This window comes from Albidovulum litorale, from assembly GCF_025751495.1.
Classification (GTDB): domain Bacteria; phylum Pseudomonadota; class Alphaproteobacteria; order Rhodobacterales; family Rhodobacteraceae; genus Albidovulum; species Albidovulum litorale.
The window spans coordinates 727744-744976 of the sequence record NZ_JAOWKZ010000001.1; the positions used below are offsets into that span (position 1 = coordinate 727744).

At 64.8% G+C, this 17233-nt stretch carries 15 protein-coding genes; 2 read left to right on the top strand and 13 right to left on the bottom strand.

The window, feature by feature from the left end; genetic code table 11:
- The first annotated feature begins 24 nt into the window (after positions 1-24).
- Complete coding sequence (locus OEZ71_RS03745; RefSeq protein WP_263738573.1) at positions 25-888, top strand: helix-turn-helix domain-containing protein; 864 nt, start codon at positions 25-27, stop codon at positions 886-888.
- Here the strand turns inward: OEZ71_RS03745 and OEZ71_RS03750 are convergent.
- Together OEZ71_RS03750 and OEZ71_RS03755 are read right to left on the bottom strand one after the other, a co-directional pair.
- Positions 885-1562: an ABC transporter ATP-binding protein gene (locus tag OEZ71_RS03750; protein WP_263738574.1), complete on the bottom strand. Its 678-nt coding sequence runs from the start codon at positions 1560-1562 to the stop codon at positions 885-887. The genes OEZ71_RS03745 and OEZ71_RS03750 overlap by 4 nt on opposite strands.
- The gene (locus OEZ71_RS03755) at positions 1555-2868 is read right to left on the bottom strand and encodes a lipoprotein-releasing ABC transporter permease subunit (protein ID WP_412175599.1); all 1314 of its coding nucleotides are present in this window, start codon (positions 2866-2868) and stop codon (positions 1555-1557) included. Before OEZ71_RS03755 ends, OEZ71_RS03750 begins: the two co-directional genes overlap by 8 nt.
- 121 nt (positions 2869-2989) lie before the next feature.
- Between OEZ71_RS03755 and OEZ71_RS03760 the strand changes: the two genes are divergently transcribed.
- On the top strand, positions 2990-3817 hold the full coding sequence (locus OEZ71_RS03760; protein ID WP_263738575.1) for an MBL fold metallo-hydrolase: 828 nt from the start codon (positions 2990-2992) through the stop codon (positions 3815-3817).
- Between the two features lie 14 nt (positions 3818-3831).
- Here the strand turns inward: OEZ71_RS03760 and OEZ71_RS03765 are convergent, their stop codons facing one another.
- From OEZ71_RS03765 to OEZ71_RS03815, 11 genes are all read right to left on the bottom strand, one after another.
- On the bottom strand, positions 3832-4323 hold the full coding sequence (locus OEZ71_RS03765) for a DUF2937 family protein (protein ID WP_263738576.1): 492 nt from the start codon (positions 4321-4323) through the stop codon (positions 3832-3834).
- Positions 4324-4418: 95 nt separating this feature from the next.
- Positions 4419-5756: a proline--tRNA ligase gene (gene proS / locus OEZ71_RS03770; RefSeq protein WP_263738577.1), complete on the bottom strand. Its 1338-nt coding sequence runs from the start codon at positions 5754-5756 to the stop codon at positions 4419-4421.
- Positions 5757-5971: 215 nt separating this feature from the next.
- Complete coding sequence (gene recN, locus OEZ71_RS03775; RefSeq protein WP_263738578.1) at positions 5972-7618, bottom strand: DNA repair protein RecN; 1647 nt, start codon at positions 7616-7618, stop codon at positions 5972-5974.
- 39 nt (positions 7619-7657) lie between these two features.
- Positions 7658-8497, bottom strand: a complete 840-nt coding sequence (locus OEZ71_RS03780) for an outer membrane protein assembly factor BamD (protein ID WP_263739001.1) — start codon at positions 8495-8497, stop codon at positions 7658-7660.
- A gap of 126 nt (positions 8498-8623) precedes the next feature.
- Positions 8624-9547, bottom strand: a complete 924-nt coding sequence (gene lpxC / locus OEZ71_RS03785; protein ID WP_263738579.1) for a UDP-3-O-acyl-N-acetylglucosamine deacetylase — start codon at positions 9545-9547, stop codon at positions 8624-8626.
- Between the two features lie 217 nt (positions 9548-9764).
- Complete coding sequence (ftsZ, locus tag OEZ71_RS03790) at positions 9765-11384, bottom strand: cell division protein FtsZ (protein ID WP_263738580.1); 1620 nt, start codon at positions 11382-11384, stop codon at positions 9765-9767.
- A 172-nt stretch (positions 11385-11556) separates the two neighbouring features.
- Positions 11557-12888 (bottom strand): cell division protein FtsA, encoded by a 1332-nt coding sequence (gene ftsA, locus OEZ71_RS03795; RefSeq protein WP_263738581.1) that lies wholly within the window; start codon positions 12886-12888, stop codon positions 11557-11559.
- Positions 12885-13787 carry a cell division protein FtsQ/DivIB gene (locus tag OEZ71_RS03800; protein WP_263738582.1) on the bottom strand — a complete coding sequence of 301 codons (903 nt, stop codon included), beginning with the start codon at positions 13785-13787 and terminating at the stop codon, positions 12885-12887. The genes ftsA and OEZ71_RS03800 overlap by 4 nt, the downstream gene beginning before the upstream one ends.
- A complete protein-coding gene (locus OEZ71_RS03805; protein WP_263738583.1) occupies positions 13775-14698 on the bottom strand; it encodes a D-alanine--D-alanine ligase in 924 nt (307 codons plus the stop codon). The genes OEZ71_RS03800 and OEZ71_RS03805 overlap by 13 nt, the downstream gene beginning before the upstream one ends.
- A 45-nt stretch (positions 14699-14743) precedes the next feature.
- On the bottom strand, positions 14744-15682 hold the full coding sequence (gene murB / locus OEZ71_RS03810) for a UDP-N-acetylmuramate dehydrogenase (RefSeq protein WP_263738584.1): 939 nt from the start codon (positions 15680-15682) through the stop codon (positions 14744-14746).
- 254 nt (positions 15683-15936) lie between these two features.
- Positions 15937-17094 (bottom strand): hypothetical protein, encoded by a 1158-nt coding sequence (locus OEZ71_RS03815; RefSeq protein WP_263738585.1) that lies wholly within the window; start codon positions 17092-17094, stop codon positions 15937-15939.
- Positions 17095-17233 lie beyond the last annotated feature (139 nt).

Genomic DNA, 17233 nt, shown 5'->3' on the forward strand with positions numbered 1-17233 from the left:
ATCATTTGTGATTTAATTAACATTATGCGCAAAAATATCGACAAACGCGACCGCGCCGGCCTGTTTCGTGACCGTCTCGTGCAGGCTCTGGCCGAAAAGGGCGAAAACCAAAGCAGTCTCGCCCGCCTTGTGGGTGTGGACCGCTCCACCATATCCCAGCTTTTGACCGGTCAGGGCGCCCGGCTGCCGAACGCGCAGGTCGTGGCCGAATGCGCTACCGCACTTGATGTTTCGGCCGACTGGCTTCTGGGCCTGACAGAACGGCCCGAACGACTCGCCGATCTGCTGGCAACCTCGATGACCATGACCGAGGCGCCCCGCGCGCTGATCGACGAAACCATCTTCGGCTGGCATCAGGAGGCGGCGGGCTACAAGATCCGCCATGTCCCGGCCACCCTGCCCGACATGCTGAAGACCCGCGACATGCTGCGCTGGGAATACGAACCCCAGCTTGGCCGCACCGCCGATCAGGCCATCGGCGCCTCCGAGGACCGGCTGAACCTGTTGGCGCGGTCGGGCTCGGATTACGAGATCGCGCTGCCACTGCACGAACTGGAGGCTTTTGCCCGCGCCGAGGGCTATTACCGGGGCCTGCCCGCCGAGATCCGCGCCGAACAGATCGAGCGGCTGCGCCAGCTTTACGGCACGCTTTACCCGGCCTTGCGCATCTATGTCTTCGACGCGCGGCGGGTCTTTTCCTCACCCGTCACGATCTTCGGCCCTCTCCTCGCGGTCCTCTATCTCGGCCGCCACTACATCGCCTTCCGCGACAGCGCCCGCGTGACGAGCTTTTCGGCGCATTTCGACTGGCTGGTGCGCGAAGCGGAACTCGGCGCGCGCGACTTTCCGACGCTGCTGGACCGGCTGGCGCAGGATACCGAGCTTTAAGCCAGATGCCCGGCCTCCAGCCGGACGACACGGTCCATGCGCTCGGCAAGCTCCATGTTATGCGTCGCGATCAGCGCCGAGAGGCCGGTTTCGCGGACAAGCTCCATCAGAGCGTCAAAAACCTGTTCGGCGGTGCCGGGGTCGAGATTGCCCGTCGGCTCATCGGCCAGAAGCAGCTTTGGCCGGTTGGCGAGCGCCCGGCAGAAGGCGACACGCTGCTGCTCGCCGCCTGACAGCTCCGCCGGACGGTGATCGGCGCGGTGACCGACGCCGACCCGCGCCAGAAGGTCGCGCGCCCGCGCATCGGCAGCGGCCCGCGCCACGCCATTGGCAAGCTGCGGCAGGACGATATTCTCCTCGGCACTGAACTCGGGCAGCAGGTGGTGGAACTGGTAGATGAAGCCCACATCCTGCCGCCGCGCCGCCGTCCGCGCGCGGTCGGAAAGGCCCGTCATCACCTTGCCGCCGATGGCGACCGTGCCCGTGTCGGCGGTATCGAGAAGCCCCGCGATGTGCAACAGCGTCGACTTGCCCGCGCCCGAAGGCGCGACCAAGGCTACGACCTCGCCCCGCGCAACCGTCAAGTCCAGATCGGACAAGACCCGTACTTCACCCGGCAGACCCCTGAGATAGGTCTTGGCGACGCCTTTCAGCTCCAGCACCGTCTCACTCATAACGCAGGGCCTCCACCGGGTTCATCCGTGCCGCACGGCGGGCGGGGAAGATGGTGACGACGAAGGAAAGGACGAGTGACAGGGTCACGGCACGGAAGATGTCCCAGCCGCGCAGTTCGGCGGGCAACCGGTAGATGCCACGCACCGACGGGTCCCATGCGCCGCCCCCGGTTGCATAGTTGATCGCCGACATGATGCCGTCGATGTTCAAGGCCAGAAGGCAGCCGAGGATCACCCCGGCGATGGTCCCGATCACGCCGACGAACGCGCCGCAGAGGAAAAAGACGCGCAGGATCGAGCCTTCGGTCAGGCCCATCGTGCGCAAAATCCCGATATCGCGGCCCTTGTTCTTGACCAGCATCACAAGGCCCGAGGTGATGTTCAAAGCCGCGATCAGCACGATCAGCGCGAGGATCACGAACATCACGTCATCCTCGATGGAAAGCGCATTCAGAAAGGCGCTCGACGCATCCTTCCAGGTCCACAGCAGCGTCCCGTCCCCACCCGTCTGATAGAGCTGCGGCGCATAGGCCTCGATCGCCTCGGGATCGGCGACGAAGACCTCGATCTCATCGGCGCCACGCTCGCGGTTGAAGAAGGGCTCGGCCTCCGCATAGGGCAGGTAGATGCGGGTGCGGTCGATGTCCCAGCGGCCTGCGCTGAAGATATAGACGACCTCATAGGCATTGACGCGCGGGCTGGTCCCGAAAGCGGTCTTCGTGCCGTTCGGCTGGATCACCTTCACGCGGTCGCCGACAGCAATGCCAAGGTCGCGCGCAATGCCAAGGCCCACGGCCATTCCCTCATCGAAGCGCTCGATATCGCCCATCGCCTCTTCGGAACTCGCAATACGCGGGATCGCCTTCAGATCGTCGAGCGTGATGCCATAGATCTCGGCCACATTCGACCGGTCGCCCGCCGTCACCATGGCCTGACCGCGGATGATCGGCGCGGCGCGGGTAACGCCCGGAATCTCGCGGATCGACGCGGCGAGCGCCCCGGCATCGGGAATGGCGCGGCTCGCCACGCCATCCCCATCGACCCATGTCGCCCGGCTGACCGAAACATGGGCGTTCGCTCCAAGGATCGTGTCCACGAACTCAGCCCGGAATCCCGCCCGTACGGCCAGGGTCGCGACCAGCGCCATCACGCCAAGCGCGATGCCGACGAGCGATATCCAGGTCATGACGCTCACGCCGCCCTCGGCGCGGCGGGCGCGCAGATAGCGCCAGGCGATCATGATCTCGAAACGGGAAAACGGCGCTGTGGCCAAGCTCTGCTCCTGTCCTCTTTGGGCCGGAGACATGCGCCGAAACCCCGTCCGGGTCAAGGCGCGGAACCCCGCCGGGCGGGCCCCTGCTCACCCGATCGTGATCCGGCAGACCGGCTTGAGCGGGCATCATGGGGCGATAACAGAGGAGGACCACATGAAACGCATCACCCTCTCGCTCGCTGCCTGCCTTGCGCTGACGACCTCGGCCATGGCGCAGGACGCGACCCGCGCGATCGAGAATGTCGCAGGCGGCGTCTACCGGTTCCAGAACAACTTCCACTACGCGCTGGTCGTGCCGACCTCGGAAGGCACCGTCGTGGTCGACCCGATCAATGCCGAGGCCTCGGGCTGGCTGACCGAGAACCTGAGCCAGATCACCGATCAGCCGGTCACGCATCTGATCTATTCCCATTCACATGGCGACCATGCCTCGGGCGGTGCCGCGCTCGGCGCCACCACGATCATCGCCCATGACAACGCCCCCGCCGATATCGACGGCGTCACGCCGACCGAACGCTTCGCCGATACCCACATATTCGACCTCGGCGGCAAGACCTTCGAACTCACCTATCTCGGCCCCGGCCATGGCGAGGACATGATCGCCGTCGTGGTCCGCCCGGAAAATGTCGGCTTCATCGTCGATGTCGCCTCGCCTGAACGGCTGCCCTACCAGACGTTCGGCGGCGCCAATATCGACGACTGGATAGGACAGGTCGCCAAGGTCGAAAGCCTCGATTTCGAAACCTTTGCCCCCGGTCATGGCCGGGTCGGCACACATGATGAGGTTGCCCCCAACCGCGAATATATCGAAACCCTGCGCGCAGGCGTGCTTCAGGGGTTGAAGGACGGCAAATCGGTCGAAGAGATCACTGCCGAACTAACCATGGACGACTACATGGGCTGGAGCCAGTACGAGGACTGGCGGCCGATGAATATCCAAGGCATGGCCGAGTACCTGACCAATGCCGGGCTCGTGAACTGAGCCGGTCTGCCCGGTCAGTACCGCGCGCGCCGCCGGAACGGTGCGAAGATCAGCGACAAAAGCCCGCCGATCGCCGCCCAGCCACCGACAAAACCCGCGCCTGCTGTCGACAGGCCCGCCGTCGTCACCGGCATCGCCGGTTCGAAATCGGTCCAGGTGGCCTGCAAAAGTGCGGTATCGGTGAACCGGTGCGGCAACAAGATCCGCTCGTACGGTCCGGCCTCGCGCAAGAGCGCAAGGTCGGATGTCAGTTGGTCGAGCCGGGTGTAGGCGCGGCGCATGTCCTCCTGCCGGTAGCCGAGGAACTCGGTCCCGCTCATCGAGGCCAAAGCCTCCTCGCGGCTCAGCCCGGCCTTCGTGGCCGAGGCGTCAAACTCCGTCGTGACCTCGGTCAGCGCATCGACCTGACCCGCCAGCCGTTGCAGATATTGCTGCGAAAACTCGGGAAACTGCGACAGACCGGCCGCCCCGGCCAGCCCGCCCACGAGGCTCAGAACCTTCAGCACGATTTGACCCTTTCCGTCACCTTCCCCGGCCCTACTCTGCCCCGGTTGCCCGCCTTGCCGCAAGCAGTTCCGCAACAGGGGCCGTGGCGAAGGGCTCAGATGCCTTCGTAGATCGCCTTGATGCGCGCGACGGCAGCCTCGGGGCTCATCTCCTCGCTGTCGCCGGTACGGCGCGAGGTCAGTTCCACCTTGCCCGCCGCCAACCCGCGCGGGCCGACGGTGATGCGCCACGGCAGGCCGATCAGGTCCATTGTCGCGAACTTGGCCCCGGCCCGTTCGTCGCGGTCGTCGTAAAGCGGCTCCAGCCCCGCCTTGACCAGCGCGGCATAGATCTCGGCGCAAGCCCCATCGGTCGCGGCGTCGCCCTGCTTGAGATTGACGATCCCGCAATGGAACGGCGTCACGCCCTCGGGCCAGATGATGCCCTTGTCGTCATGGCTCGCCTCGATGATCGCTCCGACGAGCCGCGACACGCCGATCCCATGCGAGCCCATGTGGACAGGCATGCGTTCGCCCTTGTCATTGACGACGGTCGCGCCCATCGGTTCGGAATACTTGGTGCCAAAATAGAAGATCTGGCCAACCTCGATACCCCGCGCGACCCGGCGGCGCGCCTCGGGGATCTGGTTGAAGACCGCCTCGTCATGGGTCTCATCCGTGCGGGCATAACGCGAGGTGAACTCCTCCAGCACCGCCCGGCAGGCCGCGTGATCGTCATAGTCGATGTCACGGTTGCCGAATTTCAGATCGGTGATTTCGCTGTCATAGAAGACCTCGCTTTCACCCGTCGAGGCGAGGACGAGGAATTCATGCGTATCGTCGCCGCCGATGGGCCCGCTGTCCGCCCGCATCGGGATCGCCTGAAGACCCATGCGCTCATAGGTGCGCAGGTAGCTGACCAGATGCCGGTTATAGGCGTGCAGCGCGTCTTCCTTGGTCAGGTCGAAATTGTAGCCGTCCTTCATGTAGAACTCGCGGCCCCGCATCACGCCGAAACGCGGGCGGATCTCATCACGGAACTTCCACTGGACGTGGTAGAGTGTCAGCGGCAGGTCCTTGTAGCTGCCGACATGGGCGCGGAAGATGTCGGTGATCATCTCCTCATTGGTCGGACCATAGAGCATGTCCCGCTTGTGGCGGTCTGTGATGCGCAGCATCTCTTCGCCATAGTCGTCGTAGCGGCCGCTCTCGCGCCAGAGATCGGCGGGCTGCAAGGTCGGCATCAGCATCGGGATATGGCCCGCGCGGATCTGTTCCTGATGCACGATCTCTTCGATCCGCTTCAGCACCTTGAATCCCATCGGCAGCCAGGAATAAATCCCGGCGGCCTGCTGCTTGATCATGCCGGCGCGCAGCATGTAGCGGTGGCTGACGATCTGCGCCTCGGCGGGGTTTTCCTTGAGGACGGGCAGGAAATAGCGGGAAAGGCGCATCTCGGTCTCGGATCCTTGAAATTCGGGTTCATGACCGCTTATGCCAAAGACCGGGCTCAGGCAAGCGGGCCGGTTGGTCTGATCCAGCTGAGACGCCTTCGGCGTCACAGCTTTGGTGCGTCCGCGCGGCAAGCGCGCGGCCGGTTGGGGGCTATCAGCCCCCAAACCCCCGAGAGTATTTCCGGACAGAAAGTGAAGATGTGGGAAAGCGGGACCTACGGTGCCGCGAGAAGGGCGCGCGCGGCATCGCGCGCCGCCTCGGTGACGTTTTCGCCCGAGAGCATACGTGCGAGTTCATCGACCCGCGCCCCGGGCGCGAGCGGCAGGACGGTGGAGGTCGTCACCTCGGCCACGACCTGCTTTTCCACGCGCCAGTGATGCGCGCCACGTGCCGCGACCTGCGGGGAGTGGGTGACAACGAGGATCTGTGCCGTTTCGGCCAGCCGGGCGAGCCTGCGGCCCACCGCATCCGCCGTGGCGCCGCCCACACCCCTGTCGATCTCGTCGAAGATCATCGTCAGCGCATCGCCGCCCCGCGCCAGAACGACCTTCAGTGCGAGCAGGAAGCGCGAGAGTTCGCCCCCTGATGCGATGCGGTTCAGGGGCCCTGCAGGCGCGCCGGGATTGGTGGCCACGGTGAACTCGACCTGATCCACGCCTTCGGGTCCTGGCTCAGCTTCCGTGAAGGAGGTCGCGAAATGCGCTCGTTCCATCTTCAGCGGCGCCAGTTCGGCGGCAATCGCGGCGTCAAGACGGCCCGCCGCCTCCCATCTCTGGGCGGACATGTCTGAGGCGGCCGCGTCATAGGAAGCATCCGCCGCCGCCACCGCCCCGGACAGCGACCGGATATTCTCCGCCCCGCCATCAAGCGCGGCGAGCCGGTCGCGCAAACCTTCGGCAAAACCGCCAAGATCGTCAGCCAGCACGCCATGTTTGCGCGCCAGAGCGCGGATCGCGAAGAGGCGTTCTTCGACCGCCTCCATCTCGCGCGGATCGAAGCTCAGCCGCTCAAGGCAGGTCTCCACCCCCTGCGCCGCCTCGCCGAGCTCGGTGATCGCCCGGCCAAGCGCCGCAATCGGTTCATCCAGCGCGCCTTCGGCCTTCTCCGCCGCCCCGTCGAGCCAGCGCGCGGCATCACCCATCAGGCCCTCTGCCCCATCCGGGCCAAGCGCCTGCGCGGCGCGGGCAATATCCTCGCGGATGCGTTGACCGGCCTGCATCAGGCGGCGGCGGGCATCGAGATCGGCCTCCTCTCCCGGCTGCGGGTCGAGCTTGTCAAGCTCCGCCACCGCATGGCGCAGGAACTCCTCCTCGGCGCGCATCTCCGCAAGGGCGGCTTCTGCCGCCGCCAGCGCCTTGCGCGCCTCTGCACGTGCGGCCCAGGCCCGGCGCAGCGGGGCGGGATCGACCCCGGCAAAGGCATCGAGCAACTGGCGATGGCCGCGCGGGTTCAAAAGCCCCCGGTCGTCATGCTGTCCGTGAAGCTCGATCAGCGTATCCGACAGCGCCCGCAAGACCTCGCCCGACGACCGTCGGTCATTGACCCACGCGGTCTTTCGGCCATCGGCGGAATTAACCCGGCGCAGGATCAGCTCGTCCCCTGCCTCAAGCCCGGCCTCGGCCAGCACATCCCGCGCGGCATGCCCTGCGGGCAGGTCAAAGACAGCCGTGACCTCGCCCTGATCGGCACCCGCGCGCACCAGCTCGGCCCGACCCCGCCAACCCAGCACGAAGCCGAGGCAATCCAGAAGGATCGACTTGCCAGCCCCGGTCTCGCCGGTCAGCACATTCAGCCCCGGCCGGAACTCAAGGTCCAGCCGGTCGATGATCAGCATGTCGCGTATTTCGAGCGAGCGCAGCATATCCGCCCCGTAGGGTGGGGTTTTACCCCACCACCCCCATCACAGCCACTCGCCCTTGATCACCTGGCGGTAAACCTTCGAGAGCCAGCTGTCGCCTTTCGCCTCGGGCTTCAGACCGCGGCCGGTCAGCAGCGCATAGCTGTCCTCGTACCAGTCGGTGGACTGGAAATTATGGCCAAGGATCGCGCCAGCCGTCTGCGCCTCGTCGGTGAAGCCGAGCGACAAATAGGCCTCGACCAGCCGGTGCAGCGCCTCGGGCACATGGGTCGTGGTCTGGAAGTTCTCCACCACAACGCGGAAGCGGTTGATCGCGGCGGTGTAATGCTTGCGCTTCAGGTAGTAGCGCCCGATTTCCATCTCTTTCGCGGCGAGATGGTCGAAAGCCAGATCGAATTTCAGGATCGACGAGCGGGCATAGTCGCTGTCGGGATATTCCTCGATCACCGCGCGCAAGGCCTGCAGCGCCTGGAAAGTCAGGCCCTGATCGCGGCCGACCTCATCGATCTGGTCGTAATAGGAAAGCGCCAGCAGGTATTTGGCATAGGCCGCATCCTCTTCCGCCGGATAGGTGTCGATATAGCGCTGCGCGGCCGCGCGGCTTTCCTCGTATTCTCGGTGCTTGTGATAGGCGAAGGCCTGCATGATCAGAGCGCGCTTGGCCCATTCGGAATAGGGGTACAGCCGTTCGACCTCAGCGAAATACTTTACCGCCTCTTCGCTTTTGCGGCTCGTCTCCAGTTCGCGTTCACCAAGCCTGTAGATCGCCGACGCGTCGAGCTGTTCCAGATCGACCTCGCGGTTGCCACCGCCACAGCCCGCAAGAAACGCGGTCAGCACGAGGCCACCGACAAGCTTTGCCGCTTTACTGCCCCGAACCATTGCCCGCCTACCCCGTTTCTGCATTACATTCCCGGCCCTGGACAGACCGCATCCGAACCCGGTATCCGCCTTCGTCTAGCACAGAAAAATCCGGGGCGCAAAACGCGTTTAGCGCGTGGGAAGGGCTCAGGCAACCGCCGGAATATCGGCGCGGTTGACACCCGAGCCGGGCAGGCTGCGGCGCGTCGCTTCGTCGCAATCGACGATCCGATAGGCCGAGGGGTCGGCAAAGAGCGCGCGCAGCAGGCGGTTGGTCATCGCGTGACCCGCGCGGATGCCGGTATAGCGCCCAAGAAGCGGCGCACCGGCAAGGGCAAGATCACCAAGCGCGTCCAGCATCTTGTGACGCACGGGTTCATCGCTGCGGCGCAGGCCGCCGGGGCTGACCACCCGGTCGCCATCGAACACGACTGCGTTCTCACCGGGATTGCCGCCAAGCGCCAGCCCGTTGGCGCGCATCGCCTCCACATCCGCCTGACGGCAGAAGGTACGGCAGTCGCTCAGTTCGCGCAGGAACGTGCCATTGCCCATCTGAAGATGTTTCTGCTGATGGCCGATCGCGGCATCCTCGAAATCGATGGCAAAGTCGATTTCAAGCGCCCCCGCCGGTTCCAGCCGGGCCACAGCCTCGCCATGGCGCACTTCGACGGGCTTCAGAACCTCGAAGCACCGCAACGGCGCATCCAGCACCCGGATGCCACGCGCCATGATACCCGACGCGAAAGGCGCCGATGACCCGTCGAGGATCGGCACTTCCGGCCCGTCGATCTCGATCAGCGCATTGTGGACGCCGCAGCCTGCAAGCGCGGCCATGATATGTTCGATCGTGGAGACCGAGGTCCCGGCGGCGTTCGAGATCACGGTGCACAAAGTCGCGTTGCTGACCGAGGCCCAGTGCGCCTGCACCATTGCGTCGCGGCCGATCACGTCCGTACGGCGAAACCAGATGCCATATTCGGCTGAAGCAGGGTGAATCGTCATCCGCGCCCGCAGCCCCGAATGAAGGCCGACGCCGGTAAAAGTCACTGCGGATCGTATCGTCGTCTGCACGGTTCACCCCGACATGGCCATGGTTCGGCCTTTTGCTAGCGTGGAGGTAATCGCGCCTGCCCTGAAAGCCAACTCACTCTTTGCAACGGACTGTAACAATCGTTGCAATTGTCGGCAAAGCCCCGCCTGCACTTGGGAATCCGTCCATAACTCGTTGCCCTACAAATAAAAAGGGGCAGCTGCCGCCGCCCCTTTTTTCGGAAAATGTTACCGGTTCTCAGTTGGCCTGACGGCGCAGGAAGGCCGGAATCTCGATCCGTTCCTGATCCGGATCGACCTCGTGATCGTCCTCATAGCTCGCCTGCGTGGTCGGCTGCTGACGCATCGGCGGCATCGTCCGCTCACGCTCCTCGGCCGGGTGACCGGTCATGCGGTTCAGAAGCGTGTTGATGCCGAAACGCGGTTTTTCAGCGACCCGCGGGGTCGGTTGCGGCGCTCGCGCGGCGGGCTGGGCCGCCGGGCGCGGCGCCTGCTGCTGGACGGGCGCGCGGTTGACGGCGGCCTGAAGCCGGGCAAGGGCCTCGGGCGACGGCGTGCCGGGCGCACGGGGGCGCGGCGCGACGAAGCTTTGCGGGTCATCCTCGACATGCAGGTTCTGCACATTCGCGTTGCGCTCGGGCTGATAGGCGGGCGGCGGCAGGTCGCCACCGGCCGAGGTCGCGTCAAAGAGCGTCCGCTCTTCCTCGCGCGCGGCCACAGGCTCGCGGCGCGGTTCTTCCCGGCGCGGTTCCGGCTGGACGGCAACCGGCTCGGGCGCACGTTCGGCGCGGACCGGCTCCGGCGCGCGAACCGGCTCCGGCTCGGCCACGGCGGCGGGCTGCAGCGGCTCGGCCAGACGGCGGCGTGGGGTCGGGATTTCGGTCTGCGCAACGTTCGCATCAATGCCGGTCGCCACGACCGACACCCGCATCGTGCCGTCCAACGCATCGTCGAGCGTCGAGCCGACGATGATATTGGCATCCGGGTCCACTTCCTCGCGGATGCGGTTTGCCGCCTCGTCGAGTTCGAAGAGCGTAAGGTCGGAGCCGCCGGTGATGTTGATCAGAACGCCCTTGGCGCCCTTGAGGCTGATCTCGTCCAGAAGCGGGTTGGCGATGGCCTTCTCGGCCGCCTGCACCGCGCGATCCTCGCCCGAGGCTTCGCCCGTGCCCATCATCGCCTTGCCCATCTCGTCCATCACCGCGCGGACATCGGCGAAGTCGAGGTTGATCAGGCCCGGACGGACCATGAGGTCGGTCACGCCCTTTACACCCTGGTACAGGACGTCGTCGGCCATCGCGAAGGCCTCGGTGAAGGTGGTCTTTTCATTGGCCAGACGGAACAGGTTCTGGTTCGGGATGATGATCAGCGTATCGACGACCTTCTGCAGCGCCTCGATGCCCTCATCAGCCTGACGCATACGCTTGCCGCCCTCGAACTGGAACGGCTTCGTGACGACGCCGACGGTCAGAACGCCAAGCTCGCGTGCAGCCTGCGCGATGATCGGCGCAGCCCCGGTACCGGTGCCCCCACCCATACCGGCCGTGATGAAACACATGTGTGCGCCCGCGAGGTGATCGACGATCTCTTCGATCGTCTCCTCGGCGGCGGCGGCGCCGACCGACGGACGGGCGCCCGCTCCCAGACCCTCGGTCACTTTCACACCCATCTGGATGCGCGATTTCGAATGGCTTTGCTGCAGCGCCTGCGCGTCGGTATTCGCCACGACGAATTCCACGCCCTCAAGCTGCTTCTCAATCATGTTGTTGACCGCGTTGCCGCCGGCCCCGCCCACACCAAACACGGTGATACGTGGCTTCAGGTCTTCGCGTTCACTCATCATCAGATTCAATGCCATTGATTATCCGCCTGTTTGTCCCCGGCCTGAACTGGCCGCTTTTTTCCGCATTAGTGCGATTTTAGTCACAGAATCGCCGGAGGTCACGAAAAAAACGCAAAAACGCTACAAAATCTGGGGGTTAAATATGAGCCATTCAGCGGTATTTCGCCGACACATCAAGATCATGTGTTTACCAGTTGTCTTTAAACCATTTCACCGCTCTTCTAAGCGACCGGGCCGGGTAGCGTTCGGCCGGAATTTCGAAATCCCACCACTCGTCTTGCGGGTGTGCGGCGAAGAGCGAAAGACCGACAGTTGATGCAAAGGCCGCGCCAGTCGCCGCCTGCGGCAGTCCCTGAACGCGCAAGGGACGACCGAGTCGCACGTTCTGGCCAAGGATTCGCGCGGCCAGCATATCGAGGCCGGGGATCTGGCTCGCGCCGCCCGTCAGGACGATCTGCTGGCTCGGCAACTGGTCAAAACCGGCCGCATCCAGAAGCGCCCTGACCTCCTCCAGAATCTCTTCGACACGCGGCCGCATGATGCCGATCAGTTCCGTACGGCTGACCTGCCGACGGTCCTTTTCCCAGTCGCCGCAATCGGCGCCGATCTCGATCATCTCGCGGTCGTCCATACCGGTCGCATGAACCCCGCCATGGATCGTCTTGATCCGCTCGGCGGTCGTCAGCGGCACCTGCAGACCCTTGGAGATATCGGAAGTGACATGATCGCCGCCCAGTCGCACCGAGTCGGCAAAGATCATGTGCTTCTTGATGAAGATCGACAGCCCGGTCGATCCGCCGCCCATGTCGATACAGGCCGCGCCCAGTTCCTGTTCGTCCTCGACAAGGCTCGACAGCCCCGAAACATAGGCCGACGACGCCAGCCCCGCGATTTCCAGATCGCAGCGCTTGATGCAGTAAAGCAGGTTCTCCACCGCGACGGTGTCGATGGTCAGCAGATGCATGTCCGCCGACAGCCGGTTGCCGACATGGCCGCGCGGATCGCCAAGGCCCGACCGGTGGTCGATGGCGAAGTTCACCGGATGGGCATGCAGCACCTCGCGCCCCGCGCCGAAATCCGGCACATCGCAGGCGGCCAGCACGCGCGCCACGTCCTGCTCGCTGACCTGACCGTCGGCAAGCTCGATATCGCCCGCCAGCCCATAGCTGCGGGGGCTCGCGCCGGAAAAACAGGCGATGACGTGATCGACCCGCGTCTGCGCCATCTTCTGGGCGGCCTGCACGGCGGTGCGGATCGCACGCTCGGTCTCGGCCATCGCATCGACTTCACCAAACCGTACCCCGCGCGAGCGGGTCGTGGCGGCACCGATCACCCTGAACTGCGACTGCCCGGCGAGTGAGCCGAGCCCGTCCTCGCGCATCTCCTCGGACCCGTCGAACTGCAGGACCAGACAGGCGATCTTCGACGTGCCGACGTCAAGGATCGCGACAACGCCCCGCTGCATCGCCGCACGGCGCATGTTCCGCATCGCGCGCTGGGACTGGTAAAGATCGGTCATTGCCCTGTTACCTCGGTTTCAAGCCCTGTCAGTTCGGCATTTATGTCGGCCGCGATCCTGATCGTCGGCCGGTTCTGATTGCGCAGGTCCACGATGGTCAAATCGCGGCCCAGCATGTCCTCGGCCTGATGAAGCGCGATAACGCGCTGCACCGCCTCCATCGCCCGTGTCTCTGGCAGAAGGATGCGCTGATCGCGGTCGAGCACGATGTCCCAGCGCCGCTCGCCGACGCGGACCAGCCCGCGAATACGGTCCCGGATCGGTTCGGCGGCATCGAGAAGCGCCAGCGCCTCGCCCACGCGCGCATCCGCCCCCTCGCCCGCGATCACCGGCAGATCGGGCCGCGCCGCGCGGTTCAGAAGCGTCGCCACCCGGTGCCCGGTCGCGTCCAGCATCTCGAGCCCCGTCTCGGTCCGCCACAGGATCGCCGGCTGGCGTTCGCGCACCGTGACCTGAAGGATGCCGCCCTTGCGGATATGCAGTTCGGCCGAGGCCACGGCATCGACCTGTTCGATCTCGGCGCGGAGCGCCTCAAGGTCCAGCCGGAAGGACGAGGCCGGAAGCGCCACCGGCAACATCTTGCGGATCGCGGTCGAGACCGGGGCGGAGGCCCCGTCGATCGCCATGAGCTTGACCATGAATTCCGGCCGCGTCTCGACACTTTCACGCAGATCGGCCAGCGATTTCGCGATGCCCGCGCGCCGCGCGTCGTCGGCGAGGTAGCCGCCGACCAGCGACACCGCCAGAACGAAGGGCAGGCCGACCCGCACCGCCAGCCGGAACATCGGCGTCAGCCACAGCCGGTCCATCCGGTAGGCCAGCCGCGACGGCGCCGGATCACGGCGCACCGGCTCGGCCAGTTCGGCAAACCGCCGTTCCGCCCCGCCTAGCGACCGCATGACGCGTCCTCCACGATCCAGGCGCAAAGTTCGGGGAACGACATGCCCACCGCCGCCGCCTGTTCCGGGCTGAGCGACGTGGGCGTCATCCCTGGCTGGGTATTGGTTTCCAGAATGAAGAGACCCGCCAGCCCCCGGCTGTCATCCCAGCGGAAATCCGACCGCGACAGGCCCCGGCAGCCAAGCGCCCGGTGGGCGCGCAAGGCATAGTCGCAAGCCGCCTTGGCAATCTCGGCGGGGATAATCGCGGGGCAGCTATGGGTCGATCCGCCCGGCGCGTATTTGGCATGGTAGTCGTACCAGCCCGAGGTATGGATCTCGGTCACCCCCAAAGCCCGGTCGCCGAGGACGGAGACGGTCAGCTCACGCCCCGGCACATATTCCTCGACCATCGCGATCTCGGGCATCTCCTCGCCCAGATGCGGCGGCGAATTGGCGTCCTTTGCAACGATATAGACACCGACGGAGGACCCTTCGGCATTCGGCTTCACCACATAGGGCGGCGCCATCACATGCCGCGCCATGACCTCGGCTTTGGGCGCCAGAAGGCTCTCAACCACCGGCAGACCGACACCGCGATAGATGTCCTTTGCCCGCGTCTTGTCCATCGACAGCGCCGAGGCCAGCACGCCCGAATGGGTGTAGGGAATGGCCAGCCATTCCAGCATCCCCTGCACGCAGCCATCCTCGCCCCAGCGGCCATGGAGCGCATTGAAACAGACATCAGGCTTGATCTCGGCCAGGCGCGCGGCGATATCGCGGCCCGCATCGACCTCGATCACCGTGAATCCTGCCTCCCGGAGCGCCTGGGCGCATTCACGCCCGCTCGACAGCGACACCTCCCGCTCTGCGGAAAGGCCGCCCATCAGTACCGCCACTCTGGAGGCTTGTCTGCCCGACTTGCCTGCCAATTTTGCCTCGAACGGGTCCTTTTGCGGACCCTTGTCTTATGGTTTCTACGCGTCTGCCTCGGGCGATGCTACGCCCACGCGCATGATTTCCCACTCTAATGTCAAACCGCTGTTTTTGAAAACCCTTTTTCTGACCTCTTCGCCCAATCCTTCAAGGTCTGCAGCCGTCGCGCCGCCGGTGTTGATCAGGAAGTTCGGATGCTTCTCGCTCATCTGCGCGCCGCCCCGCCGCGCGCCCCGCATCCCGGCCGCGTCGATCAGCTTCCAGGCCTTGAGGTCATGCACATCATCCGCCTTGCCGGTCGACGAAAACCCCGCCGGATTGCGGAAGGTGGAGCCTGCCGAGCGGTCCTTGACCGGCTGGGTCGCGTCGCGCTTGGCCAATTGCTCCTCCATCCGCGCGGCCAGTTCCGCCGGATCGGCCAAGGGCCCTTCGAACACCGCCTCGGTGACGATGGCCCCCTCGGGCAAGGACGACGAACGATAGGCAAAGCCCATCTCATCCTTCGTGACCGTCCGCACGGTCCCGTCCCGCATCACCACCGTCGCCTGAACGAAGTGATCGGCGGTGTAAGACCCGTAACAGCCCGCATTCATCCGGACCGCCCCGCCGATGGCGCCGGGAATGGTCCGCAGGAAGGTCAGGTCCACCCCCGCCTCGGCCGCCTTCCGCGCGACATGGGCATCCAGGGCCGCCGCCCCCGCTGTCACCCGGTTGCCGTCGATGCTGATCCCGTTGAACCCGCGCCCCAGCCGGATCACCACGCCCCGAATGCCGCCATCGCGCACGATCAGGTTCGAACCGACCCCCATCGGAAAGACCGGCACATCCGCAGGCAGGGCCGCAAGGAAGGCGCAGAGGTCGTCGAGATCGGCAGGCTGAAAGAGCCACTCCGCCGGCCCGCCAACGCGCAGCCAGGTCAGATCGGCCAAAGGCCGGTCAGGGGTCAAAGCCCCCCGGGGGCAGGGAAGGGTCACGGTCATGAGGTGACGGTTAATCCGGCAGGGCGATCGGAGCAAGCCTCTCCCGAGGAACGCCCCACAAGAAACCGCACCACAATCGCGCGCCAACCTAACCGTCTCGCATCTCCCCTCCCCCTCGTGGGGAGGGGATGGGGGTGGGGGCTCTCCCGCATATAGAGCAGGAAGGACAGCGCCCGACCCTCGGGGTGGGCGAGAAGCGCCCTCCCCCGGGGGGGAGGGTCGGGCTCTGCCCGGCGTTGCCGCCGGGCGGGGCATCACTTGCTCTTCAACCATCCCTTAATCTTGCGCATGCAGGTGTCGGCAAAGGCAATACCGGTCGCGTAGTTTCCCGGCGTCCCAGCGTCGGTCAGATACTTGATGGCCGATGCCATCGACACAATCGCCGCACTAACCTCAGGCGCTTCCCCCTGTGTCACAGCCTTGTCAGCCGCCTCAACAACGGCTGGAAGCTGTGCCTCGACAACGACCAGCGCATTCTGGCGGGGCGCTTCCTCCTCGAACGCCTCACGCATGAGCTTGACCGCCTCAACGATCTTCCCGAGCATCTCAAGACGCAGTGTCAAAGCATCGCGCTCACGGCTTGACAGACTGTTCTGACCCCTCAGCCGTTCGATCTCCTCCTCGACAAAAAAGAGAAGTGCCTCGAGTTGCAGCCGGACCGCATGTGCATTGCGCTGAAGCGCAGAAAGATTGGGTCGCGCTTTTTCATTTGCAGCCTCCGCGCCCCCGGCGACGGCGACTTTTTCAAGCCTCGCGATTTCCGCCGCCACCGCATCCGGCCCCAACTGCCAGATATCCTCCGAAATCTCCGTGACCTGCCGCTGCAACTCCCAGTCAACCTGCTGACCGGACAGAACCCCATCCCACCAGCTTATCCAGAAGGCCCAATCATGTCCGGACCCAACCCATTTTTCTTTTACACTCTCCCATATTCTTTCGAGATGCGTGGTCCGGTTCCAGAGCGGCCCAAATCCGCGTTTGCCTTCAATGGCCACGGCGTCCCTGGCAATTTCATTGTCGAGATAATCCTCCCCAAGATCCGATTGCCCGAACGCCGCCCAATATCTGTCGTAAGCATGTTCGAGTTTTTCGGCTGCCGTCGCCCTACCGAAAGCATGTTCGTTGAGTGCCTCTACCACCCCAAGCATCGCTTGCGAGGAATACGAAGCCCATTTGGAGTTCTCGCCGTTTTCATATCCGGCGTAAAAATCCGATTGCACCTTCCGACAGGCTTCTAAGACTGGACCCAGCCCTGAATAATCGAGTCCGGTCAAACGCGTCTTGACCGCGTAGTCGAGGAGGAGTCCCGCTCTCAAAACAGGGAAGGTCGTTATGTCCCAACTTTTGGAAAGGTCTACAGGCCGCTCCAACAGTGCCGGGAGAAAACGGAGCACCGCGCGGGCGAGGATCATGAACTTCACTTCGAACGGAGCGGCGTTCAGCCACCCAGTCAAACTCTCCCAGTCTCGTATCTCAGACGCCTTCACCATGCCCTCAAGCTGACCCAAACCACCTCACCCCGCAAGGCTAAGTGTCGGGACGGATGCCAGA

Excerpts from the sequence above, each read along its gene's own strand:
- ftsA (WP_263738581.1), bottom strand. The coding sequence starts at position 12,888 with ATGACCGATCTTTACCAGTCCCAGCGCGCGATGCGGAACATGCGCCGT.
- recN (WP_263738578.1), bottom strand. The coding sequence starts at position 7,618 with ATGCTGCGCTCGCTCGAAATACGCGACATGCTGATCATCGACCGGCTG.
- OEZ71_RS03745 (WP_263738573.1), top strand. The coding sequence starts at position 25 with ATGCGCAAAAATATCGACAAACGCGACCGCGCCGGCCTGTTTCGTGAC.
- ftsZ (WP_263738580.1), bottom strand. The coding sequence starts at position 11,384 with ATGGCATTGAATCTGATGATGAGTGAACGCGAAGACCTGAAGCCACGT.
- OEZ71_RS03760 (WP_263738575.1), top strand. The coding sequence starts at position 2,990 with ATGAAACGCATCACCCTCTCGCTCGCTGCCTGCCTTGCGCTGACGACC.
- OEZ71_RS03780 (WP_263739001.1), bottom strand. The coding sequence starts at position 8,497 with ATGGTTCGGGGCAGTAAAGCGGCAAAGCTTGTCGGTGGCCTCGTGCTG.
- OEZ71_RS03750 (WP_263738574.1), bottom strand. The coding sequence starts at position 1,562 with ATGAGTGAGACGGTGCTGGAGCTGAAAGGCGTCGCCAAGACCTATCTC.
- OEZ71_RS03755 (WP_412175599.1), bottom strand. The coding sequence starts at position 2,868 with ATGTCTCCGGCCCAAAGAGGACAGGAGCAGAGCTTGGCCACAGCGCCG.
- OEZ71_RS03800 (WP_263738582.1), bottom strand. The coding sequence starts at position 13,787 with ATGCGGTCGCTAGGCGGGGCGGAACGGCGGTTTGCCGAACTGGCCGAG.
- OEZ71_RS03815 (WP_263738585.1), bottom strand. The coding sequence starts at position 17,094 with ATGATCCTCGCCCGCGCGGTGCTCCGTTTTCTCCCGGCACTGTTGGAG.
- proS (WP_263738577.1), bottom strand. The coding sequence starts at position 5,756 with ATGCGCCTTTCCCGCTATTTCCTGCCCGTCCTCAAGGAAAACCCCGCC.
- murB (WP_263738584.1), bottom strand. The coding sequence starts at position 15,682 with ATGACCGTGACCCTTCCCTGCCCCCGGGGGGCTTTGACCCCTGACCGG.